This window comes from Mucilaginibacter ximonensis, from assembly GCF_042686265.1.
Lineage (GTDB): Bacteria > Bacteroidota > Bacteroidia > Sphingobacteriales > Sphingobacteriaceae > Mucilaginibacter > Mucilaginibacter ximonensis.
The window spans coordinates 1,024,702-1,047,920 of the sequence record NZ_JBHUPD010000001.1; the positions used below are offsets into that span (position 1 = coordinate 1,024,702).

Sequence of the window (23,219 nt, forward strand, 5' to 3'; positions counted from 1 at the left end):
CCGGCTTCATTCACAAAAAGCCCCAACCAATATTTCGTTCTCTCTGTTACGCGGTGGCCCGGGTGCCTATGGCGCACCCCGGGGTCAGGGTAAGACGCATTCGGGCGTTGATATTGTGGCCAATCAAAGTTCAATGGATAAATCAACCTATTCCGTTTACGCAGTAAATAGCGGAACTGTCGCCTATGCAAAAATGAACGGAACGAGCTCAACCGGATATGGGTATACCATCGTGATCGATCATGGAGACGGCAACTACAGCCAGTATTCGCATCTGGCAACAAATGCGAGCACCGGACTGGTTAAATTGGGGGACAAAGTAACCGCAGGCCAATTAATAGGTTATATGGCTGATCTTCGTAAAAATGAACGGTCTTCAGGAAATGTGTTAGCAGAGGTAGTAAAACCTTATGATAAGATTCAACTGCATTTTGAGTGCATTTTAAACAAGACCGGACTAAGGTCACCCACATCCCTTGCTATTTTTCACACTGGCGGTTTTTTGACGGATCCGACCAAAGACTTACAAAACTTAAGTTACAAGTCATTTTAATACTGGCGGGGAGTAATCTAAATAATAAGACAATCTATCTTGGTTATCCTTACTTCTCAATGTTACTTTTGATGAAACAAATACATCAAAACGATGAGAAATGAAAACGTATGAAAAGTACATCCGACCTTCGTTTTTGTTACTCGTTTTGGCTGGTAACAACAGTAACAAAAATTAAGGCAAATAAATGAAAAGCTTAGAAACCAGACAAAAGATAACCTATTGATTACTAATACAAATTAAAACAAGTGATAGGTGTGACACGCGTTTACTTACCGATACAGAACTTACTAAAAATATTATCTAATAAATCATCGGTGGTTACAGCCCCTGTGATCTCGCCCAGGTAGTAAAGTGCCTGTTTAATATCCATCGACAAAAAGTCGGAGGTTACGGCGTCAATTCCGCGCAATACGTTGGCTAATGCACTTTCTGTTTTTTGTAAAGCGTCAAGATGGCGGATATTGGTTACCAGCGTCTCATTACCATCAAGTTGTTCTTTTATGGCAGAGTGATATATTTTTGAACGTAATTCCTCAATAGCCGTCTTTTCCCTGGCAGATATTGTGACGATATTGGCTTGATTAAGTGCTTCAATTTTTTCAGGTAACAACAGATCGGTTTTATTGGCTACGGTTAAAATAGTTACATCCTCTCGCTGTAACTTTGCTAAATCGCTATTCAATTGTTCGTCTGTTAGCACAGCTGCGTCGTAAACATAAATTACCAAAGCCGATTGCGCTATTTTTTCCATAGTGCGCTCAACTCCTATCTTCTCGATAGCGTCTTTAGCTTCACGAATACCGGCTGTGTCTATCAACCGGAAATTAATACCATTAATGTTTAGCACCTCTTCAATGGTGTCGCGGGTAGTACCAGGAATATGGCTTACAATAGCTCTTTCCTCATTCAGCAACGCATTTAGCAATGTGGATTTACCGGCATTTGGTCGGCCAGCAATTACGGTATTTACGCCCTGTTTAATAGCGTTACCCAGCTCAAACGATTGTATCAATGCAGCGATTACTTTGATTATATCATGAATCAGCTTCTTCAACTGGTCGCGATTAGCAAACTCTACATCTTCTTCTGCAAAATCCAGTTCCAGTTCAATCAATGAGGCAAACTGAACCAGTTGCTCTCTAAGTTCTTGTAACTGGTTACTGAAACCGCCACGCAATTGCTGGAGAGCAATCTGTTGCGATGCTTTTGAATTTGAAGCGATCAAATCGGCCACCGCCTCCGCTTGAGACAGATCCATCTGGCCATTCAGGAAAGCGCGTAGTGTGAACTCCCCTGCTTTCGCCAGCCGGGCTCCCTTTTTAATGAGTAGTTTAATGATCGACTCAATAATATAGGCCGACCCATGGCAGGATATTTCTACCACGTTTTCGCGGGTGTACGATTTTGGCCCGACGAATAACGAAACTAATACCTCGTCTAAAATAGTGTCATCATCCACTATAGTACCAAAGTGAATAGTGTGCGAAGGCTGCTTAGTCAGATCTTTCCCTTTGAATACGCTATTGGCGATGATAATGGCATCAGGACCCGACAGCCGGATAACGCCTATGGCGCCCGTGCCAGAGGGTGTAGCTAAAGCAACAATAGTTTCTTCTGTATTTGTCATGGGCAGCAAAGGTCGCAAATTAGTGGCAGCAGTACCAAACTAAAAAAGTAAATTGCGCGTCAATTATGGTAACTGCATTCGAAGCTTCTTTAGATACTATTTCTGTACATCACGTTGGCAACCAGGCACAGGGCGAAATGTACAGCTTGTCAGATAATCCGCTTGAACTCAAAGATGAAATAATTTCAGGCATATTGAAGCAATATTTTTTATCACCCTTTGCTAAGGCTGTTGAGGTTTACCACTTGACGCATAGTAGCGGCGACCTGGCGTTAAACGAGGTTCACAACTTTGTATCTCAAATATTTGAGGATAAGGAAAAATTCCATCAAATGTCTGAGCAGTTAGCCAGGCATCTGTACAATTCATCCAATCATCCGAATATAAAACCGGGCGAATTGTACGTAGCTTATTTTAATGATGTACAGATAGAGGGTAATTTACTGGATGCAATCGGTATTTTCAAATCAGAAAATAAAGAGACGTACCTGAAAGTTTATCCGGATAAAGGAGGCTTTGCGGTCGACTATGAAGATAACGCCATCAACATCAATAAGCTGGATAAAGGTGTGCTGATATTTAATATCGAGAAAGAAAATGGCTATAAGGTGGTAGTGATAGATACGGCCAATCGTGGACAGGATGCCGCTGTTTACTGGAAAGATGATTTCCTGCAGCTTAAGATACGCAACGACAGTTTTAACCAAACCAGCAACGTTTTGGGTATCTACAAAAACTTTGTGACTGAGAAGATAGGCGAAGAGTTTGACATGACCAAGGCCGACAAGATTGACCTGTTAAACCGCTCCATGAAGTACTTCAAAGAAAAGGAGACGTTCGACCTGGATGAGTTTGCCGACGAGGTGATCAGCAACCCGCAGGCTATTCAATCATTCAAAACCTTTAAAAGCCAGTATGAGGATGAGTTTGAAACCCGCATTGGCGATACCTTTGAAATATCTGATAACGCGGTAAAAAAGCAGTCGCGCGTTTATAAAAGCGTTTTGAAGTTGGATAAAAACTTTCACATTTATATCCATGGCGACAATAAGCTGATAGAGAAAGGTTTTGACGACGACCGCGCGATGAATTACTATAAAGTTTACTTCAAAGAAGAGCAATAGTGGTTTCAAAGTGTTTCACTAAAATATGAAACACTTTGAAACAGCAATTTCATTTAAATTACTCATTTACAAAAGTTTAACAAAACCGGGTGAAACACTTTGAAACAGTAGTAAAGGTTTAGGTGAAATACATTAAAACATTAAATATCAACAATTTAAACCAAAATAGCAACATTCGCCAAAATTGAGTGAAACACCTCTGGTGAAACACCCCGGCTCAATTTTCCAATAAAATATAATAGGCATCCTGAGGGAGCCGGAGTGTTATACCATGAGCGGTTTTTTTTAAGTCGAGCGTTTTAATGGCATGCCCGGCAGCATTAAGCTGTATGGCTTTAGAGATCAATTTATTTTTCAGGCTGATACTACCTTCGGCTGGCATACCCAGCCAGGGCATCTTACCCGTCGAGGTAATTTTGAAACCTGGTATCGGTTTACCGTTATTATTAAAATTGGCCGGTTCTTCGCTCCAACCACTCGGCCTGAAAATAGTGCCTACCTGTAATAACAGTTTTTTTGATTGAGCGACGTCTCTCCCATCCATGCTCACTAATTCTATGGTAGCGTATGGGTTGTCAGACATAATGGTCAGTTCGTTTAAATCAAATGTCTTTTTGCTGTTTAAAAAACCTGAAACTGCTTTCGCTTTGGGTGTATTCAATATAAAAATTCCGTTTTTATAATCAAGCTGCTCCTCCCCGGTTATTGAATTAACCTTAGATGCATTCATATCGGTCAATTTATTCAAGTCGGCCCATAGCTTTACCGTGTCGCTTTTACTATCATAAATAACCGACACCCTGCCGGTTATAAAGGCAAGCGGTGAATACTTTCCCTGATCTTTATTGCCGCCAATCACGAAATCGCGGTTCGGGTCAAACGATTGCTCCTCGAAAATAGGCGGTACATCGCGGTTAAGCATACTTTTTAACGTACGCTGCTCCTGTAATGCAGAGGCCTGCTTAACATAACCGAGCCTCTGTATCAGGGCGTTAGCCGGAAACATCCCCAATTCGCCTGGCGTAGAGGTAGTCCACCGATTAAGAGGATGCTGCCCTTTAATATTTAAAAAAGTAAAGTAAGGCACCTGCATATAATTAGTTGCGGTTGGCGTGAACCAGAAGAAAGCATCGAGCCCGGTAAGCGAACCGTAAGCTGCAACCAACAAAGCACCCTCAGTTTGATACCTGTTGGGCAGGTTCCAACCGCTTTCAGTCACCATCATGGGGTGGCCCTCAACCTGTATTACATTCGTGGGCAAATCTGCCGGATTTTTCAAGGCCGACGGCGATCCGTAAAAATCGCCCGGATCTACCCGCCAGCCTGCATTAGGGCCCTTATGCTGCGGATCAAAGTATTTATTAACCGCAATTACATCCGCCGCGCTGTTGGCCCACCGCTCCAAGTCTAATAAACGGCTTTGCGAGGCTGTGCGCCAGTTACTGCCATTAATTAATTGCTTACAACCCAACACATTGCGGTAATAATGCACCATATCATCATAAAATGCCCGCTGATGCTCTGCATAAAACTCAACCTCGTCATTTAGCCTGCCGCTATCCTTCGGCGTTGATGGCCTGGTCATGTTGTAAATAGGCAGCAGTTCGGTGGTATCTTTTATATCCGCCTGCGGCCCGTATTTTTTGCGCAGCCATTCAGAAAATTGCGCGCCTACCATTTTGGCCAGTTGGGGTTTTATGCTGCTCATCGTCCAAAAAAATGGCGAATCTTCATTAATAACCTGTATTAAGGCAACCGCTGGCTCATCTTTCAGCGCAACTTTGATGTACGGATTAGGCGTTGTATATAAATATTTTACCCAGGCTTTATAAGCATTCTTTAACCGTTCATTAAAAAACAACACTTCCCACAAATCATCTTTGCCTGTGTAACCGTCAATACCCCAATCGCCGGGTATCCAGCCGCCCATGTGCCCGTTAGCCGGCCAGTAGGGCGAAATTACTGTATAGATGCCTTGCTTTTTCATAGCCGCAACACAGCGCCATATGTTACGGGCCTCTGCGGTATCCACATCCATTAACCGTGTATTTCTGCCGTGGGGATTGATAGCGCCATGGTAACGTATCATGTTAACCCCCATTTTAGCCAGGAAAGCAGCCAGGCTGTCCAATTGTTGATCATTGAATCCCGCAGCCAGGCTACCGCCGTTACAGGCCCAAAAGCGCATTGGCTTATGTTTACCGTCAATAAAATAATTGCCGTCGGCGCTTAGCTGAATAAAACCGTTCTCGCCGGCAAAACGCTCGTTTAAGTAGCGCAGGTTCAGCAAATCGCTATTTGCCGGGCTGTTGGCCGGGTATGAGAATGTCCACCAACTTTTGTCAGGCACCTGGGCAACTGCGGCAAGCGTCATACAAAGCAAGTAAATTGCAGCGGCGGCTTTTTTCATAAGGATGAAATTACAAGATTATCCTGACAGATGACAAATAAGCATTGAGTTACGCTTAAAAGAACTATTATGGCTATTGCGATATGTGCTGACAAACTGATGTCACCAAAATTTATCGCAAAGCGCTGTACCTTGCAGCATTCCATTAAATTTTATGAACTATAACAACACTTTCGAGCGGCCCGCCGAGATTGAGCTGATACGGCAAATGGCCAGAGGTACGCTAAAACCCAAACAAGAGCAGCAGTTAAACGATTGGCTCGCCGGCGAACCGGACAGCATGGACGCCTTTATTGTTAAACCTGCTGCCGCATTTTTACAGCAAAAAACGGACAATTGCCATAGCAGCGCCATGTTGTTTGGCGATTTTTGGTATGAAGGCGAGCTTTGTATTTTGTTTGCCGATACCAATGTGGGTAAATCCATCCTGGCGGTGCAGATTGGAGACGCACTGAGCCGCGGAATACCCATGCCTCGCTTTGCAATGAAGCAGCAGCCCGGTACCGTGCTGTATTTTGATTTTGAACTGAGCGATGCGCAGTTTGCCAAACGCTACACCAGCGATCTGCACGGTATGCACGAGTTTCACCCAAACTTTTACCGGGTGGTGTTTAATCCGGATGCTACAGGGGCGCGCCGTTTTGCCAGCTATCATGAATATATCAATAATGCGCTTGAAAATGCGGTAATTAACAGCCAGGCGCAGGTGGTTATTATTGATAACATTACCTGCCTGCGCAGCGGCACGCAGGCCGCTGCAACAGCCGTAAGTTTAATGCAGCATCTGCAATCGCTCAAAAAGCGATACGGACTGTCGGTGCTGGTGCTGGCCCATACGCCTAAACGCAACCCGGCACGACCCGTTACGCGTAATGACCTGCAGGGCAGCAAAATGCTCATCAACTTTGCCGACAGCGCATTTGCCATTGGCGAAAGCCAGACCCAACCCAACATACGCTACCTTAAACAAATTAAACAACGCAGCGGCGGCCAGGTGTACGGAGCCGGCAATGTTTACCTGTGCGAAATTATTAAGCCGTACAATAACCTGCACTTTGACTTTTACGGGCCCGCTAATGAAGCCGACCACCTGATACCTTATACCGAGCAGCATCGTAAAACACTCGAAAGTCGAATAATTAACCTGCATCAACAAGGCCGCAGCATCCGGCAGATAGCTAATGATACAGGTATATCAATTTCAGCGGTTTTTAGGTTAGTCAATAAGTTTCGCGATGCGGGATAATAGTAACTGCAATGCCTGGCTTGATTTCGTTAGTTGTCGGTAACCTCCCAGCTATTTACGTCGCGACCTTATCCCTCACCCTCGAAGTCCTGCCAATTTATTTCGGCACTTATGTTAAACCTCTAACAGCCTGATCAAATCGTGCCGCTTGGCGTGCTGTTTCAGGTAGGCCAGCGCTTTATCTTTAAGCTGCCTTACCCGTTCGCGGGTGAGGCCGAAATGGTGGCCTATATCTTCCAGGCTGGACGGTTGCGATTGCCCGATACCAAAATACAGTACTAAAATGGATCGCTCACGTTCGGGCAATGTTTTCAGCGTATCGCGGATGGTGAATGACAATGACTCCTGTAAAAGCAGATGATCCGTTGTTTCGCCTGATGAACTGATGGTATCGAGTAACGAATTTTCTGTTTCATCGCCAAAGGGTGCATCTAATGATACCTGCCGGCGCGATTTACTCATTACATCGGCCACTACATCTACGGTTTTTTCCATAGCTTCAGCCAATTCGTCGACAGATGGTTCACGGCCGAACTCCTGTTCAAGTTTTGAAAAAGTTTTATTGAGTTGCGAGAGCGACCCTATCTGATTAAGCGGCAAGCGCACCATACGCGACTGGTCGGCAATGGCCGACAGGATACTTTGCCGTATCCACCATACCGCATACGATATAAATTTAAAGCCCTTGGTTTCGTCAAAACGATGCGCGGCTTTAATGAGGCCCAAATTGCCCTCGCTAATCAGGTCGTTCAATGTTAGCCCCTGGTTTTGAAACTTTTTTGAAACTGACACCACAAAACGCAAGTTAGCCTGTGTAAGCTTATGCAGCGCTGCCTGATCGCCCTCGCGTATCAAGCGGGTCAGCGTTACTTCCTCGTCTGGTGTCACCATCCCTATTTTTGAAATATCGCTAAGATATTGATCTAACGACTTGCTGTCGCGGTTGGTGATGGTTGGTGTTATTTTAAGTTGTCTCATGAACAGGGGCCAATACCGGCCCAACATTTATATACTTGGTTAAAAAAGAAGATTTATCATCGCGATAGCTGATTACAACTCCCAGGCGATATAAAAAACGGATGTATTGCCAGGCTAAATCTAACTGATAGCGTTTAAAACCGCTGCGTGCGCTTTTAGGGTATAAATGATGATTGTTGTGCCATTCGCCGGCAACGAGTCCGGGCCACAGCTGGTTTATTGATTTATCTTTTTCATTATAATCAATTCCCTCGCGCCGCTTGTCTTTGCCATGCCCGTGGCCGTCATAATTAAAGGTGCGCACCCCTACCGCCCAAATGCCGGCGGCAGCAAACAGCGAAACCGCAAGTGCAATGCCGCCCATTAAATAAAAAGCGGTAAACCAAAAGGCCCAGTTTAACAACCATATGCCTATGGCACGCATTGGGTGGGCGTACGAGCCCCAAAATTGATATTGCTTATAGGTATTGCCTTTAACGCCCGTATGGGCCATGAGTTGTTTTACGCGGTTATAGTTAGCCTCGCAAAGGTTTTTTGCTATGGGCTGATGATTAACGTCGGCCAGGAAACAGTACCAGAAACCGGCCCCCGCGTTATAAGGGTCGCCGGGCTGATCTGAACAGGCATGGTGCACATGGTGCGATATGACGTAAATTTCTTCGGGGATTATATTGAGGGTGAGCTGCTGGGTAATAAATCGCCAGAAGGGATTTTTAAAACGGTAGGCTCTGTGTGTACAATAGCGGTGGTGCCATACGGTGCCGTGCGTCCCCATGATGATCATTCCGTAAATAAATGCCGCGAGCAGCATGTACAACGAAAAAAATTTAAATATAAACAACACCAGGAAAGGTACCAGGCATATTATTTTAAACCAGCTAAAAAAAGGCAGCCAATTTTTTCTGTCTCTAAATATGTTTAATCTCGTAAAAAACTCTTTCAGTATTTCTGAAGTAGCGGGGCGCACTAATTCGCCCTGGTTGTTTTTCCAGCCGTATGAAGGTGGCTGCAATACCTCGTTAATAAAAGCCATTAAAAGTAGGATCTAAACAGTTAAAAGGATTATTTACGAGAGTTGCGAATTGGAAATGCCACCAGGTGGTTTTTGCCGTCGCGGGTTAGGTCGGCTTCTGAAATGATAGCGTCGCTTTTATTGGTAAACTTTTGCAGTTTAATATTCACCTGCTCATAAACATGTAAAAGCGCCTCCGGCTTTAAGCGCATATATATTACCGGATAATGGGTTCTTTTAAGCGAAATTATTTCATCGTCGGTAACCATCTGTATATTCCACGACTCGCCCAATTTAAAGCCATGCTCGCTGGCTTCGTTCTTTAAATCAAATAAAAAGATGTTTACCTGGTTGTCCAGGAAATGTTGTTGCGCATCGGCGCCTGCCACGAGGGCACGTTGATTGTTCATATTATTAAGCTGATTCGGTTTTTCTATTTAATGGCTTAAAGATCACCTGAACCAGTTTAGGGTAACATCTAAGTAGTGGGGTTTGAAGGTTATGTATGCATATATACGTAAAGCATCTTTAATTGTTGCACAAAAACCAATATTTTTAACTTTTTATTAGTTGATTTAAATTTATTTTTAATTATTTGACCAAAAGTAGAAATATACCAACTATTAGGCGTACCTTGCACACTTATTAAATAATAATTCAATGCAAAAAGAAGGAACAGTGAAATTTTTCAATACTCAGAAGGGTTTCGGATTTATTTCACAAAATGACTCAAGAACAGAAGTTTTTGTGCACTCAACAGGCCTTATCGACGAAATTCGCGAAAACGACAAAGTTAGCTTTGACGTTGAAAATGGCAAAAAGGGCTTAAACGCAGTAAATGTAAAAGTAATTTAATCGTCACTATAAAACTTACGCGTAAACACCTGCCCTCCGCGGCGGGTGTTTTGTTTTTTAACCAAATCAATTTTTTATACTACTAAAACATAATATGGCGAAATCCAACGAAACATTTAACAAAAAAGAAAAAGAGAAAAAACGACTAAAGAAACAGCAGGAAAAGAAAGAAAAAGCCGAACTGCGAAAAACCAACTCAGATAAGGGCAAAGGTTTAGAGGATATGATGGCTTATGTGGATGAAAACGGCAACATCACTACAACGCCGCCTGTTTTTAAAAAGCCAAGCCAGGTATCGGTAGAAAGCATACAGATTTCTACACCCAAGCAAATAGACGAACCTGAAGATGCTGTTAAAACCGGCATTATCAGTTTTTACAATACCAGTAAAGGTTTCGGTTTTATACGCGATAGCAAAACGCAGGAAAACGTCTTCTTCCACATGAATAATTTAACCTACCAGGCAAAAGAGAACGACAAGGTAACTTTCACTGTTACCAAAGGGCCTAAGGGTTTGAGTGCAGAAAATGTTTCAAAACTATAAACTGAAATATTAGACCTGCATTTCATCATCAATTGAAACTGTATTGATATGGAAATTACAAGAAATGCTGCTAAAGCCTCTGTTATAGGGCCGGCCGACTGGTTTACAGGTGCAGTCAGAATTGATTCTTTATTTGATCCAAACGAATCTCGCCGCGCTGCGGCGGCTATAGTAACATTTGAGCCGGGTGCGCGGACGGCCTGGCACACGCATCCGCTGGGCCAGACGCTCATCATTACTTCCGGGTTAGGCTGGGTACAACGGGAAGCCGGCCAGGTGGAAGAAGTACGCCCCGGCGATGTAGTATGGTTTGAAGCCAACGAGAAGCACTGGCACGGCGCGTCAGCAACTAATGGCATGAGCCACATTGCCATACAAGAAAATTTAAACGGAAAGGTTGTGGATTGGCTGGAGCATGTCGCTGACGAAGATTACAAACTGTAATTACATCACTTCGGCAAAAAATGCCATATAAACGTTTTTAACGTTTACCCCCTTTTGGTAAACAGCAATGCCTGTAATATTGCCGCTGCGGTCGGCGTCAAAAGCTATACCTTCGGCTTTGTCATCATAGAGCCTCCGGCTGCTGCCGTTAAGTTTAAAAGTTCCTAATGTATCCAGTTTATATTGTTTTTGCGCGTCTGTAATCAGCAGGCCGGCATACAGCTGGTTTTTCGTTTTAAATGATGGCGAACTCACGCGGATAGCTTTAACGCGCGAAGTATCGTCATTACCCATATCAGTGGCAAAATACATATGCGTGGTGTAACCGTTTTTATTATGATCAGCATACCACGCACACACACTCTTACCCATAGCAGCGTCAGAAAAATCAGGTTTACCTAACCTTGCTATCACGTCACCTGCCGGTCTATCCAGAATCGTCCCGCCGATACTTTTACCAGGCACAATTAACCGGTCGGCAGCAACCGTAGCAGACACCGCGCGGGTGGTATCCGTATGGTTTTCGCTTTCATTCCTGATAGCATCTTTAAACGTTTTACTTTTATGCTTGCAGGCAAATAAGGTGATAGTGCAAATAGCGATCACTGTGTACCGGTTAATTTTCATGGCAGCGTAATTAATAATGGTGCTAAGATAACCCGTTGCCACGATTTTTTGTTTGCCGCTTAGTACCCGCCGAATTAAACCTTTTCTTTACGCTCAGCCAACAATCATCGCTGTTTCTATTTTTAACTTTGCGGCACAATGTTCACTACACCTGCTATATCCACCTCACAAATCAAAAATCAGCGCATTTCAACAGTGTTAGCTTTTGCTTTGCTGCCCTTATCAGGCTTCGCTACTGATATTTATATACCCTCATTGCCCAATATGGGTGCCGATATGCATATCAGCAGCATACAGGTACAATTAACACTTACACTGTTCCTGATCAGCTATGGTACTTCACAGCTTTTCCTGGGTAGTATATTAGATTCATATGGCCGCTATAGGTTCAGTATGGGCGCACTGCTGGTGTTTATACTGGCGAGTGTGGTTATCGCCATCACTAAAAACATTTACATTATTTATGCCATGCGGATAATACACGGCATAACCGTAGCTATGATTGTAGTGGCTAAGCGCGCCTACTTTGTAGATGTTTATGAGGGCGAACGATTAAAACATTACCTGAGCATGTTCACTATAATCTGGTCGGCCGGGCCTATTGTGGCTCCGTTTCTGGGCGGATACTTTCAGACGACATTTGGTTGGCAGTCAAACTTTTATTTCCTGGCGGCTATAGCTTTGGTTATAGCAGTTTTGGAAGCTATTTATAGCGGCGAGACCATTCGTCACCGTACCGAGTTTCATCTGAAAAAGATAGCCGGCCTTTATGCCGAAATGATTAAAACTACCACATTCAGTTTAGGTATACTGATGCTGAGTTTCGCGTACTCGATGGTAATTATGTATAACATGACCGGCCCGTTTATTATTGAACACCACTTACGTTATACGCCTGTTGTTGCCGGTTATTGTTCGCTTATCCTGGGTTTTGCCTGGATGGTTGGCGGTTTTATCGGCCGGGCTTTAATTCATAAACCATTCTTTGGTAAGTTATTCGTTAACATATTGTTGCAGCTGTTCTCGGTAGTAATTATGATATTGAGCATTAACTTCGTGAGCAATATTTATGCGATGGTATTTTTTGCATTTATTATCCATATCGGGGCGGGTTTTACCTACAATAATTATTTCACTTACTGTTTGGGACGTTTCCCTAAAAATGCTGCTATGTCGGGCGGTTTAACCGGCGGTATGATATATGTTATACTCTCACTGCTTACTTATATTGTGGTAGCGGCTATCCCGGCAAAAGACGAATATAATCTGAGCTACAGTTATCTGGTATTTATACTGATGTCTGTTGTAGTGATGTTTATTTTGTTCAGATTGAACCGAAAGCAGCCTTTGGTCGACTAGCCCCTGTCAAATCAATCCGTCCACTTAAGCTTAAAGCAGACAGTTGGTGTTGCCCTTCCCTTTGTTATTTGGTTATATTAGCCATAACCAATTATAACGAGGCTTAATGCGGCCGATACCCGTATGAAAAAACACTTTATACTCAGTGCGCTGCTCGGCATTGCCGCCGTTGCCGTTCATAGTCAAAATATTTCCAGTCCAACCATATCTGTTTTAAAAGCCGGTTTCATTAATCCGCCCGCATCGGCAAAACCGGGTGTTTACTGGTATTTTATGGATGGCAATATGAATAAGGAATCTATCACCAGGGATTTGGAAGCTATGAAGAAAGCCGGTATTAGTAATGTGATTTTCCTGGAGGTAAATGTAGGAATCCAAAGAGGTAAAGTAGATTTTTTAAGTGCCGACTGGCAGGAGCTGTTTAAACATGCGGTAAAGGAAGCCGAACGGCTTGGCATTGCAATTACCCTGGGTATCGGTCCGGGGTGGACGGGCAGCGGCGGCCCCTGGGTTAAGCCGCAGCAATCTATGCAAGTGTTGGTTTCAAGCATGGTTATTGTTAAAGACCATCAAAAAGAAAGAATCGTACTACCAATCCCTCAACCAAAAGCGCCCTATTTTGGCGAAGGAGCGTTTACGCCCGAATTAAAAAACGAATGGCAAGCCTTTTACGAAGATGTAGCGGTACTCGCCTATCCCACACCGGCAAAAAACCAGAAAATTGCCGATATCGACGAAAAAGCACTTTATTACCGTGCTCCATATTCGTCGGCCCCACATGTAAAACAATATTTACCTTCTAAGACCCAATTTATGCCCACCGATAATAAGGAGGCTGCAGATAAGAAACAGATTATCGACGTCGCCAGGTATTTAAAACCCGACGGCACGTTGGAATGGGCACCTCCTGCGGGTAATTGGACGATCATGCGCTTTGGCCGTCGTAACAATGGCGCCATTACGCGCCCCGCGCCGGTACCGGGGCTGGGGTTTGAGGCCGATAAATTTGATACTGTAGCTTTAAATGCACATCTGGATAGTTACGTTGGCAAGCTGCTCCGTAAAACCGGCGGGGTTAACCCAAAATTGGCCGGAGGATTGAAACGGCTACACATGGATAGTTGGGAAATGGGTTCTCAGAACTGGACGCCGCATTTTCGTGCTGAATTTATCAGGCGCCGCGGTTATGACCCTCTCCCATTTTACCCGGTATATGCAGGGCAGGTTGTTGAAAGTGAAGAGATCAGCGAGCGCTTTTTGTGGGACCTGCGCCAAACGGCACAAGAGTTAATACTTGAATACCATGCGCAGGCAGTAAAAAAATATGCGCACAAAAATGGGTTAGTGTTATCCATCGAGCCTTACGACATGAACCCTACCGCCGACCTGGAGCTGGGCGCGGTCGCTGATGTACCGATGAGCGAATTCTGGAGTAAAGGCTTTGGTTTTAACTCGTCATTTAGCGCAGTTGAGGCCACATCAATAGCACACATTAACGGTCGTCCATTAACACCTGCCGAATCATTCACTGCCCAAAACAATGAAAGCTGGAAACAATACCCCGGCTCGATGAAAAACCAGGGCGACTGGGCATTTGCCGCAGGTATAAACCAATTTGTATATCATACTTTTCAGAATCAATTTTTGCCAGACTCGCTACGTCCGGGTGCAACCATGGGCCCCTACGGTGTACATTGGGACCGCAACCAAACGTGGTGGCCAATGGTAAGCGCTTATCATCAATACATAAGTCGCTGCAGTTATTTATTGCAGCAAGGCAATACCGTGGCCGACGTACTGTACCTTAACCCCGAAGGCTCACCACATGTATTCCGTCCGCCTTTTTCTGCCTTTACCGGCAATGATACCATCCCTGACAGGCGCGGTTATAATTTTGACGGATGTTCGCCGGGTTTGTTATATAAAGCCACGGTAAAAAATGGCAATATAACTTTTCCCGGAGGCGCGTGCTATCGTATTTTGGTTCTCCCTTCCTTTGCAACCATGACTCCCGCCCTGCTCACAAAAATTGGGCACCTCATAAAAGACGGTGCAACGGTAATTGGCACGCCACCTGTTAAATCGCCCGGTTTATCTAACTATCCCGAATGCGATAAACAGATACAAAGCTTAGTCAACATGATTTGGGGCGATGATATTGATTTCGCTAAACAGACTACGCGCAACTACGGCAAGGGCAAAGTGATATGGGGATATGTTATTGATGGCCAGCTCGACAATCTTTATCCCAAATATGAAGTTACTGCAGCCATTTTGAAGGATATGAATATTGCTGAAGATTTCCAATCGAACGCGCCTTTGCGCTATACCCATCGCGCCACTGCTAACTTGGACATTTATTTCGTATCCAACAAAACCGACCAAACAGTCAGCGCCGATGCCATATTCAGAAGCACTAAAGGCCAGCCTCAGCTTTGGGATGCAGTAACAGGAAAGATCACCGCTTTGCCGCAATTTAAAAAGATAGCCGGACAAACCGTAGTCCAGTTGCAATTTGCTTCTTACCAAAGCTTTTTTGTAGTATTTACTAAACAAACTTTGCCGGCTTTAAAAACTGCAACAAATATTGCACGAAGCAGCAATATCGCTACGCTTACCGGCCCATGGCAGGTATCTTTCGACCCAAAGTGGGGTGGCCCCGTAAACAACACATTTACAGCGCTGAGTGACTGGACAATAAATACCGACGATGGAATTAAATATTACTCAGGGATCGCTACCTACACCAAAACTTTTAACCTGGTCGTCAAACCCGGCAAAACCGATAAGCTATTACTTAATTTAGGCGAAGTACACGATATGGCGCATATAAAACTAAATGGTAAGGATCTGGGCGTAGTATGGACAGCGCCATGGACTGTAAACATAACCCAGGCACTGCAAACAACAAATAAACTCGAAATTGAGGTGGTTAACCGCTGGCCCAACCGGCTTATAGGGGACGAGCAAAATACCGGCAAGCATTACACGTACACTACTTATAACCCTTATCGTAAAAACTCGCCCTTATTTAAGTCAGGACTGTTGGGCCCTGTCACTATCGAGTTAAGCAGGTAATTAAACATACATACTATGATATCTTCAAAAAATAAAAACACAGTCAGGATAGGGTTATTTGGGATCGGGCTGGATACTTACTGGGATCAATTTAAAGGCCTCGAGCAACGCTTGCGGGGATATATTGATGTGGTGAGCAGCAAACTATCAGGTTATGATGTGGAGATAATTAACCTGGGCTTGATTGACAATCCGCAAAAAGCCTTTGAAGCCGGACGTGTTTTTAAGCGCGAAGGATGTGGAGCTGATATTTTTGTATATAACCACTTATGCGTTATCATCTACTGTGTTGCCGGTTGTTAAAAAAGCCAAAGTACCTGTAGTGATATTAAATCTGGCTCCTGAAGCGTCTATCGACTATAACACGTTTAATAACCTTAATAATCGAACACAAATGACCGGTGAGTGGCTGGCTTATTGTTCAGCGTGCCCGGTGCCCGAAATCGCTAATGTGTTTAAGCGATCCGGCATTCCCTTTTACCAGGTAACCGGTATGCTGAATAACGATCAGCATGTTTGGCAGGAAGTTGAAGAATGGATAGCAGCGGCTAGGGTTGCTAACGCGATGTACCATAATACAATGGGCATAATGGGTAGCTATTATGGAGGCATGCTGGATATTTACTCAAATCTTACACTGCAATGTGCAACATTTGGCGGACACATTGAGGTTATTGAGGTGGATGAATTGTCAGGACTGCGCGACAGCATCAGCGAAGCGGAAATTGACCAGAAAACTGAAATTATAAACAACTGGTTCAATATACAACCAGACTGCCCGGCAGATGAAGTAAGACGTGCGGCACGCACAGCAGTAGCTTTGGATAAACTTGTCGATAAATATAATCTGGGTTCATTAGCATATTACCACAAGGGCAGCGGCAATTGGGTTAATGAGGATACCATGAGTTCAGTAATACTGGGCACCTCGCTCCTGACCGGTAACCACATACCTGTAGCGGGGGAGTACGAAATAAAAAACGTGCAAGCCATGAAGATCATGGATAGCTTTGGCGCCGGAGGCTCATTCACGGAATATTATGCCATGGATTTTAACGACGACGTGGTGCTCATGGGGCATGACGGGCCTTGTCATCCGGCCATCGCCGAAGGCAAAATTAAAGTAAAACCGTTACAGGTATATCACGGTAAGGTTGGCAAAGGCCTATCAGTTGAAATGTCGGTAAAACACGGGCCGGTAACGCTGTTATCAGTAGTTGAAACTCCAGACGGAAAGATCATGCTGCTCATAGCCGAGGGAGAATCTGTGCCAGGCCCTATACTGGAGATCGGCAATACTAATAGCCGCTATAAGTTTTTAATCGGCGCCCGTAAGTTTGTTGAAAGTTGGAACTCGCACGGCCCTGCGCATCATTGTGCCATAGGCAGAGGTCATATTGCTTCCAAAATCATCAAATTTGGCAACCTGCTGGGTTTAGAAAGTGTGCAAGTTTGCTAACCTTGCTTAGCTTTTCAACACAGCATCAATTGATTTGGCAAGCTCATGGTCTTTGGCGGTGACTATATCCCCCGCATCATGCGTATTGAGCCATATTTCAACTTTATTGTAGGTGTTTGTCCACGTTGGATGATGGTTTTGCCTGTCGGCTAATTCTGCAACAATGGTCATAAAGGCAAAAGCCTCCTTGAAATCCTTGAAGGTGAAGACCCGGTGCAGCTTATTATTTTCTTCAATCCACATAAAATTACCAATTATATAATTCTTAAACGCGCCCGCCGCTTTTTATACAACCTAAAAACACCACGATTGTTGGCAAGTTATAGCTTATTTTCACACAACGTGTAAAGTACCGCATATTCCTCTCAATAATAAATATTTGATATTTAAAAATATTTGTATATTTATTATAACCAATTGACTTAAAGTCGCCTAAGACTTCTTATTAACTTATTTATGAGACCAAAGTGGCCGCTAATTTTATGCTGCTTACTACTCTCCTTTTGCGCTTGCAAAAAGGATGGCAGCCTTATGTCTAATACGCCGCCCAAGCAAAGCTTTAATCAAAAAATCACATCCGAGGAGTTTGGCATAAGCAATGAGTTTCAAAACAACATGGTTGTACAACGCGATAAACCTTTGCCCATATGGGGAAAGGCAACAACCAACACTACCGTAAAAGTTAAAGTTAGCTGGGACAACGGCACCTACAGCGCAGTAGCCGATACTAATGGCAACTGGCGGGTTAGCATCCCGGCGGCAGGTGCCAACACCAACGCACAAACCATTAGTTGCAGTATTGACGAAACGCACATAGTTACCCTTACAAATATTTTAATAGGCGATGTATGGCTTTGCTCGGGTCAGTCAAACATGGAAATGGAGGTAGCACCCGTTTCGCCATATTGGGGCGTAATCAACTACGAGCAGGAGGTTGCCGCGGCAAATTATCCAAATATCCGGTTTCAAACCATACAGGCCGATCTTAATTCACCGATGTATGATTACTTTAGTAATACCAATTCGTGGCAGGTATGTTCGCCGGCTACAGTAGGCAATGTTAGCGCGGTCGGTTATTTTTTTGCCCGTAAGTTACACACAACGCTCAACGTACCTGTTGGAATCATTGTTTCAGCTTTCGAGAATACTTCGTGTTACGACTGGTGGGGGGGCGGCAGATGCTATGGTGGCATGATTAACCCGATGGCTAAACTGAGCATCAAAGGTTTTATATGGTACCAGGGCGAAACCGACCAGCACATGCTGCCGGTAACCAACTACACCGATGTAACTAATCGTTTAATTCAATACTGGCGCAATGCTTTTGATCAGGGCCTCCTTCCATTCTACTTTGTGCAGCTTACCCCTTTTGCTGAGGACTATTTTGACACCAATCCCGTCGGCGGCAATCTCGCTGACGACTATCTGGCTAAGTTTAGGGAAGCGCAGGCCGGGCTGCTTAAAATACCTGCTACAGGTATGGCCGTTACTATGGACGTCGGCGAAGCCTCCAACCATCACCCCCGTAATAAAAAACCTGTAGGCGAACGATTAGCTTTGCTTGCATTAAAGAATACCTATAATCTGGACGTTACCTGTAATGGCCCCAGGTATCTTTCATATACGCAAAACGGCTTAAAGCTCATTATCAACTATGTTAACGGCACTGCCGAGGGGTTAAATACCATCAATAACGCTGCGCTTAATCAGCTTTTTTTTGTGGCTGGCGCCGATGCTGTGTTTCGTAACGCACCGGCAGTAATAACGGGCAATACCGTCGTCCTGTCAGTGCCCGATAACTTACCGGGACCGGTAGTTGCTGTGAGGTACGCTTTTACTAACGCCCCTATTACCAATCTGCAGAATGCTGCCGGCTTACCGGCCGAACCATTTCGTACCGACAACTGGTAGTTTTGACAAAACCTAAACAAAGAGCACTGCTTCAGGTTCTTCAAAAGTGATTAATTTTAAATTGAGCCGTGTTATAGTATCGGCGGCTAAGTCGGTAATAAATAAAATAATGGGCGGTTTTGGCCGTTATTTGCCTTGTATGGGATACAGATATGTGGGGATTACCATAGCGGCGTTTATGCTTACGGCAATAGTTAGCTGCGGCGTGGTCAGATCAATGGGGCAAGATCCATATGGCGACGAGCTTTCGCGTTTAGACACTTTGCCTAATTATAAAAATGGCGCTTTTGAGAATTTGGCCGAACGCGCCGATTCGACCGTTAAAAGTAAATGGTTGTTTTTACGCAGCAAGCCTGAAACCATAAGGCCCAGCCGGGCATTACCCTGGGTTAAAACAGATTTAAAAACACTGCGCGCCAAGGCCCCTACTGTGGTATGGTTCGGGCATTCGTCATTGCTGATCAAAACCGGGCAGGGCAATATACTTATCGACCCTATTTTTAGCGACCATGCAGGGCCAGTACCTGGCGTAATGACGGCTTTTGCCGGAACCAAACATTACCACGCGGAAGATATGCCGACAATTGATTTACTCATCATTTCTCACGACCATTACGATCACCTGGATTACCGCACACTCAAAAAATTAAAAAGCAAAATCAAAATGGCTGTGGTACCCATGGGTATAGCTGCTGATTTAATATACTGGGGTTTCGACCCTAAAAAAATCATCCAACTAAATTGGAATGAATCAGCTGCCTTACCGGGCGGATTAAAAGTTACCGCTACACCGGCACAGCATAAAAGCAACCGCAGCTATAAAACTGAAAATAAGACGCTCTGGGCATCTTTTGTGATACAAGCAGGTAATTACCGGCTGTTTTATAGCGGAGACAGCGGTTACGGACCGCTTTTTAAACAAATAGGGCAAAAGTACGGCCCGTTTGATTTAGCGCTGTTGGAATGTGGCCAGTACAGCCCGAACTGGCCCTGGACGCACCTGTGGCTGGGGCAGGCCGCACAAGCCGCCGTCGACCTGAATGCACGTATGCTGCAACCCGTGCATTGGGGGAAATTTGAAGAGGCTAATCACCCCTGGAATGAACCTATAGAAAAACTGGTGCCCGCTGCTGAAAAGCTTCATATGCCGCTAAACGTGCCGCGCATTGGCGAGCCTTACACCGTCGGTGAGCCACCGAAGACTAAGGTTTGGTGGGATTTTGATTGAGGATATCTGTTAGCATATGAATCGATTAATTATTATTTCTCAGGTTACATATCTATAAGTTTCAATGACTAATCAGAACGGATCGTTTTTTATAAATCCTTTAACCATTTTTTGGAATTAAAGCCCTATAATCATTGCTGGTTTCGGTTTCACATCTACAATTATCTGCTTTGTGAATAAATTCAAAGCCTTTCTTTGTTTCGTCGTTCCACTTCATCCTGATCTACCAGCTTTTCTGTTATATTTGGTAATATTTTTAGATATAACTGATGACAAGAAAGGCTGTAATTTACCCCACCCATAAAAACAGTCTTTTGATGGGCTTTTATTTACCATTAGCAACATTCCTGCTGCTTCTTATACCAGTCTTCACCGCTAGGGCACAGGTGAACAATGCCCCGATCGAAGTATTGATCCCTCATCTTCCAGCCGTTATTAAGGGCAGTGATAATAGGCTTCATTTAGCTTACGAGCTCCATATTACCAACTTCTATCATTCAACCGGCCCGTTGACGGTGAAAAGTCTTTCCGTATTTGGGGATAAATCCTTACCCATTATCAGGTTTTCTGATGTATATCTATTGAAACTGCTCAATTCTGAAGAAATGCCCGGTAAAGGGGAAGATTTGATAATACCGCCGGGACAGCGGAAGGTTCTTTTTGTATGGCTAACCCTTCCATCGGGAGCCGTACCGCCACAAAGGCTTTATCACAAAATCACTTTAACCGACAAGAAAAAGACACAATACAAGCTTACCGGAGCGGTTACCATGATTGATCAAAAAAAGTTATCGGTGCTTGGGCCACCGCTTCGCGGACATAGCTGGTTTATAGACGAAGGGCCCGGCAACCCTAAATCACATCATTGGGGCAGCTTACTTGCGCAGAACGGCATAGTGACTATTCCGCAGCGCTACGCTATCGATTTTTTCGGGCTAAATGATGCCGGACATGCTGTAGAAGCCGCGCCGGGCAAACTTAATAAGTTACCTAACAAAAAATGGACGGGATTTGGCACTGAAGTGCTTGCGGTACATGATGCAGTTGTACGTGATATGCGCGACGGCATAGCAGACCATGAGCCATTAGCTCCGCTGCCAGAGCCTAAAGAGATCACAGCACCTGGGCTTTATGGGAACTTTATTGTACTTGAAATTTCGCCGGGCGTTTTTGTACATTATGCACACCTTCAGCATGGAAGTATTAAAGTGCATATTGGCCAGCGTGTAAAACTTGGAGATATTATAGCCCGCTTAGGCGATTCGGGAAATGCTGGGGCGCCGCACTTACATTTTCATGTCTCCGATAAACCAACGTTCGAGCTTTCTGAAGGAATGCCTTTTGTATTTTCAACGATCGACCTGCTTGGAAAAACCAATGAAGCAGCCATGCTTGACCCAACTTCAAAGCTCAAGACGAAAACAGTAAAACAAAATAATGTGCTGCCACTTTTTGGTGATGTTGTGCGTTTTTAATACGTAGTAACAACGCGCTCGATTATTATAGTTCTCTTCGATACGCGTTCAGCATTTCTCCTATAGGTTGAGCCAGATCAACTTATCCTTTATAGTAAAGGCAGTGACGCAAAAAAAAGCCGTCTTTACATATATGTAAAGACGGCTTTGTGCGGAAGAAGGGACTCGAACCCCCACGCCGTGAAGCGCCAGATCCTAAGTCTGGTGCGGCTACCAATTACGCCACTTCCGCATCGTTAGGATTTTTTAGAGCTGCAAAGATAGCTCAATTTAACAGAATATAAAATTGTTATTAAAAGTTTTTCTTAACCACCTGTTTATGCGGTAATTATATTTGTTTAGTTAACTTAACTGCTGGCTGTATATCTGGTACACACCCACAATTTTGCGCCCGTTACCCACCAAAACATTGGTAATTTTCTTTTCCATCATTAATGATTCTACCTGGCTTATAAAGTCGTCTTCTTTAACAATAACCGGGTTTGGGGTCATCATTTCGCTTACTGTTAATTTAGCAATATCCTGGTTTTTAAGCAAAGCACGTCGCAAATCGCCATCGGTAATAACGCCCTCAATATGGCTGCTGTCGCCAACCATTACCATACCCAGTTTACCTTCCGACATCCGGAGCAAAACATCTGTAAATGGAGCGCTATGCGGTATAAAAGGCAAGTTATCGGTACGCATCAAATCTTTAACCCGGCTCAATAATTTCCTGCCCAAGCTGCCGCCGGGATGAAAACGTGCAAAATCTTCTTCCTGAAAATTGCGCGACTCCATCAACGCTATCGCCAGGGCATCGCCCATAACCAGGGCAGCTGTGGTTGACGACGTTGGCGCCAATGCAAGCGGGCAGGCCTCGCGGGTGATATTTATATTTAAATGATGGCTGCTGTTTTTTGCTACGGTTGAATTGATATTGCCGGTTAAGCTGATAACCAGGTTTTTGTTCCATTTTAAAAACGGAATAATTTTCAATACCTCGTCCGTTTCGCCAGAGTATGAGATGAGGATAATAGTATCATCACTGCTTATTATACCCAGGTCGCCGTGAAAGGCATCGCCCGGGTGCAAAAATAAAGACGGCGTACCTGTGCTTGACAACGTAGCCGCTATCTTTTTACCAATCAATCCGGATTTACCCACCCCAATAACAATCACCTTACCGGTATTGGCCAAAATAGCCTCAACCACGGCGGTAAACTTATCATCAATAAGCCCGGCCACGTGTTGCAGCGATTCGATCTCGACCTCAAAAACTCTTTTAGCAATATCCTTCATTTATG

At 44.3% G+C, this 23,219-nt stretch carries 21 protein-coding genes and 1 tRNA gene; 13 read left to right on the forward strand and 9 right to left on the reverse strand.

What is annotated here, in order from left to right; genetic code table 11:
• Positions 1 to 43: 43 nt before the first annotated feature.
• Complete coding sequence (locus ACFS5N_RS04585) at positions 44 to 553, forward strand: murein hydrolase activator EnvC family protein (protein ID WP_377183892.1); 510 nt, start codon at positions 44 to 46, stop codon at positions 551 to 553.
• A gap of 268 nt (positions 554 to 821) precedes the next feature.
• Here the strand turns inward: ACFS5N_RS04585 and mnmE are convergent, their stop codons facing one another.
• Positions 822 to 2,183: a tRNA uridine-5-carboxymethylaminomethyl(34) synthesis GTPase MnmE gene (gene mnmE / locus ACFS5N_RS04590; RefSeq protein ID WP_377182703.1), complete on the reverse strand. Its 1,362-nt coding sequence runs from the start codon at positions 2,181 to 2,183 to the stop codon at positions 822 to 824.
• A 65-nt stretch (positions 2,184 to 2,248) separates the two neighbouring features.
• On the opposite strand from mnmE, the gene ACFS5N_RS04595 reads away from it, so the two are divergent.
• A complete protein-coding gene (locus tag ACFS5N_RS04595) occupies positions 2,249 to 3,307 on the forward strand; it encodes a nucleoid-associated protein (RefSeq protein ID WP_377182705.1) in 1,059 nt (352 codons plus the stop codon).
• Between the two features lie 217 nt (positions 3,308 to 3,524).
• On the opposite strand, the gene ACFS5N_RS04600 is transcribed toward ACFS5N_RS04595, so the two are convergent.
• Positions 3,525 to 5,717: a hypothetical protein gene (locus tag ACFS5N_RS04600; RefSeq protein WP_377182707.1), complete on the reverse strand. Its 2,193-nt coding sequence runs from the start codon at positions 5,715 to 5,717 to the stop codon at positions 3,525 to 3,527.
• Between the two features lie 154 nt (positions 5,718 to 5,871).
• Between ACFS5N_RS04600 and ACFS5N_RS04605 the strand changes: the two genes are divergently transcribed.
• Entirely contained in the window at positions 5,872 to 6,963 is a 1,092-nt protein-coding gene (locus ACFS5N_RS04605; RefSeq protein ID WP_377182709.1) for an AAA family ATPase, read from the forward strand.
• 114 nt (positions 6,964 to 7,077) lie between these two features.
• On the opposite strand, the gene ACFS5N_RS04610 is transcribed toward ACFS5N_RS04605, so the two are convergent.
• The 3 genes from ACFS5N_RS04610 to ACFS5N_RS04620 are packed head-to-tail and all read right to left on the reverse strand — an operon-like array spanning position 7,078 to position 9,363.
• The gene (locus ACFS5N_RS04610) at positions 7,078 to 7,941 is read right to left on the reverse strand and encodes a sigma-70 family RNA polymerase sigma factor (protein WP_377182711.1); all 864 of its coding nucleotides are present in this window, start codon (positions 7,939 to 7,941) and stop codon (positions 7,078 to 7,080) included.
• Complete coding sequence (locus tag ACFS5N_RS04615; protein WP_377182713.1) at positions 7,928 to 8,974, reverse strand: fatty acid desaturase; 1,047 nt, start codon at positions 8,972 to 8,974, stop codon at positions 7,928 to 7,930. Before ACFS5N_RS04615 ends, ACFS5N_RS04610 begins: the two co-directional genes overlap by 14 nt.
• A gap of 29 nt (positions 8,975 to 9,003) precedes the next feature.
• The gene (locus ACFS5N_RS04620) at positions 9,004 to 9,363 is read right to left on the reverse strand and encodes a hypothetical protein (protein WP_377182715.1); all 360 of its coding nucleotides are present in this window, start codon (positions 9,361 to 9,363) and stop codon (positions 9,004 to 9,006) included.
• 250 nt (positions 9,364 to 9,613) lie between these two features.
• Here ACFS5N_RS04620 and ACFS5N_RS04625 point away from each other — a divergent pair, with 250 nt between their 5' ends.
• The 3 genes from ACFS5N_RS04625 to ACFS5N_RS04635 all read left to right on the forward strand — a co-directional run bounded on the left by ACFS5N_RS04625 (position 9,614) and on the right by ACFS5N_RS04635 (position 10,796).
• Complete coding sequence (locus ACFS5N_RS04625; protein WP_377182717.1) at positions 9,614 to 9,808, forward strand: cold-shock protein; 195 nt, start codon at positions 9,614 to 9,616, stop codon at positions 9,806 to 9,808.
• Between the two features lie 94 nt (positions 9,809 to 9,902).
• The gene (locus ACFS5N_RS04630; RefSeq protein ID WP_377182719.1) at positions 9,903 to 10,352 is read left to right on the forward strand and encodes a cold shock domain-containing protein; all 450 of its coding nucleotides are present in this window, start codon (positions 9,903 to 9,905) and stop codon (positions 10,350 to 10,352) included.
• 48 nt (positions 10,353 to 10,400) lie between these two features.
• Positions 10,401 to 10,796 (forward strand): (R)-mandelonitrile lyase, encoded by a 396-nt coding sequence (locus tag ACFS5N_RS04635; RefSeq protein WP_377182721.1) that lies wholly within the window; start codon positions 10,401 to 10,403, stop codon positions 10,794 to 10,796.
• On the opposite strand, the gene ACFS5N_RS04640 is transcribed toward ACFS5N_RS04635, so the two are convergent.
• Positions 10,797 to 11,423 carry a hypothetical protein gene (locus ACFS5N_RS04640; RefSeq protein WP_377182723.1) on the reverse strand — a complete coding sequence of 209 codons (627 nt, stop codon included), beginning with the start codon at positions 11,421 to 11,423 and terminating at the stop codon, positions 10,797 to 10,799.
• Positions 11,424 to 11,561: 138 nt separating this feature from the next.
• Between ACFS5N_RS04640 and ACFS5N_RS04645 the strand changes: the two genes are divergently transcribed.
• The 4 genes from ACFS5N_RS04645 (at position 11,562) to ACFS5N_RS04660 (ending at position 17,319) form a co-directional block, all read left to right on the forward strand.
• On the forward strand, positions 11,562 to 12,782 hold the full coding sequence (locus ACFS5N_RS04645; RefSeq protein ID WP_377182725.1) for an MFS transporter: 1,221 nt from the start codon (positions 11,562 to 11,564) through the stop codon (positions 12,780 to 12,782).
• 123 nt (positions 12,783 to 12,905) lie between these two features.
• Positions 12,906 to 15,860, forward strand: coding sequence for a glycosyl hydrolase (locus ACFS5N_RS04650; protein ID WP_377182727.1), 2,955 nt, complete (start codon positions 12,906 to 12,908; stop codon positions 15,858 to 15,860).
• A 15-nt stretch (positions 15,861 to 15,875) separates the two neighbouring features.
• Positions 15,876 to 16,163, forward strand: a complete 288-nt coding sequence (locus ACFS5N_RS04655; RefSeq protein ID WP_377182729.1) for a hypothetical protein — start codon at positions 15,876 to 15,878, stop codon at positions 16,161 to 16,163.
• Positions 16,099 to 17,319: an arabinose isomerase gene (locus tag ACFS5N_RS04660; RefSeq protein ID WP_377182731.1), complete on the forward strand. Its 1,221-nt coding sequence runs from the start codon at positions 16,099 to 16,101 to the stop codon at positions 17,317 to 17,319. The genes ACFS5N_RS04655 and ACFS5N_RS04660 overlap by 65 nt, the downstream gene beginning before the upstream one ends.
• Positions 17,320 to 17,325: 6 nt before the next feature.
• Here ACFS5N_RS04660 and ACFS5N_RS04665 read toward each other — a convergent pair whose 3' ends face one another.
• Positions 17,326 to 17,562, reverse strand: a complete 237-nt coding sequence (locus ACFS5N_RS04665; protein WP_377182733.1) for a 4a-hydroxytetrahydrobiopterin dehydratase — start codon at positions 17,560 to 17,562, stop codon at positions 17,326 to 17,328.
• A gap of 288 nt (positions 17,563 to 17,850) precedes the next feature.
• Between ACFS5N_RS04665 and ACFS5N_RS04670 the strand changes: the two genes are divergently transcribed.
• The 3 genes from ACFS5N_RS04670 to ACFS5N_RS04680 all read left to right on the forward strand — a co-directional run bounded on the left by ACFS5N_RS04670 (position 17,851) and on the right by ACFS5N_RS04680 (position 21,933).
• Positions 17,851 to 19,230 carry a sialate O-acetylesterase gene (locus ACFS5N_RS04670; protein ID WP_377182735.1) on the forward strand — a complete coding sequence of 460 codons (1,380 nt, stop codon included), beginning with the start codon at positions 17,851 to 17,853 and terminating at the stop codon, positions 19,228 to 19,230.
• A 46-nt stretch (positions 19,231 to 19,276) separates the two neighbouring features.
• Positions 19,277 to 20,458, forward strand: coding sequence for an MBL fold metallo-hydrolase (locus ACFS5N_RS04675; RefSeq protein WP_377182737.1), 1,182 nt, complete (start codon positions 19,277 to 19,279; stop codon positions 20,456 to 20,458).
• 269 nt (positions 20,459 to 20,727) lie between these two features.
• The gene (locus tag ACFS5N_RS04680) at positions 20,728 to 21,933 is read left to right on the forward strand and encodes a M23 family metallopeptidase (protein WP_377182738.1); all 1,206 of its coding nucleotides are present in this window, start codon (positions 20,728 to 20,730) and stop codon (positions 21,931 to 21,933) included.
• 150 nt (positions 21,934 to 22,083) lie between these two features.
• Here ACFS5N_RS04680 and ACFS5N_RS04685 read toward each other — a convergent pair.
• Positions 22,084 to 22,165: transfer RNA gene (locus tag ACFS5N_RS04685), tRNA-Leu, on the reverse strand.
• A gap of 110 nt (positions 22,166 to 22,275) precedes the next feature.
• Positions 22,276 to 23,214, reverse strand: coding sequence for a KpsF/GutQ family sugar-phosphate isomerase (locus tag ACFS5N_RS04690; protein WP_377182740.1), 939 nt, complete (start codon positions 23,212 to 23,214; stop codon positions 22,276 to 22,278).
• Positions 23,215 to 23,219: the final 5 nt, after the last annotated feature.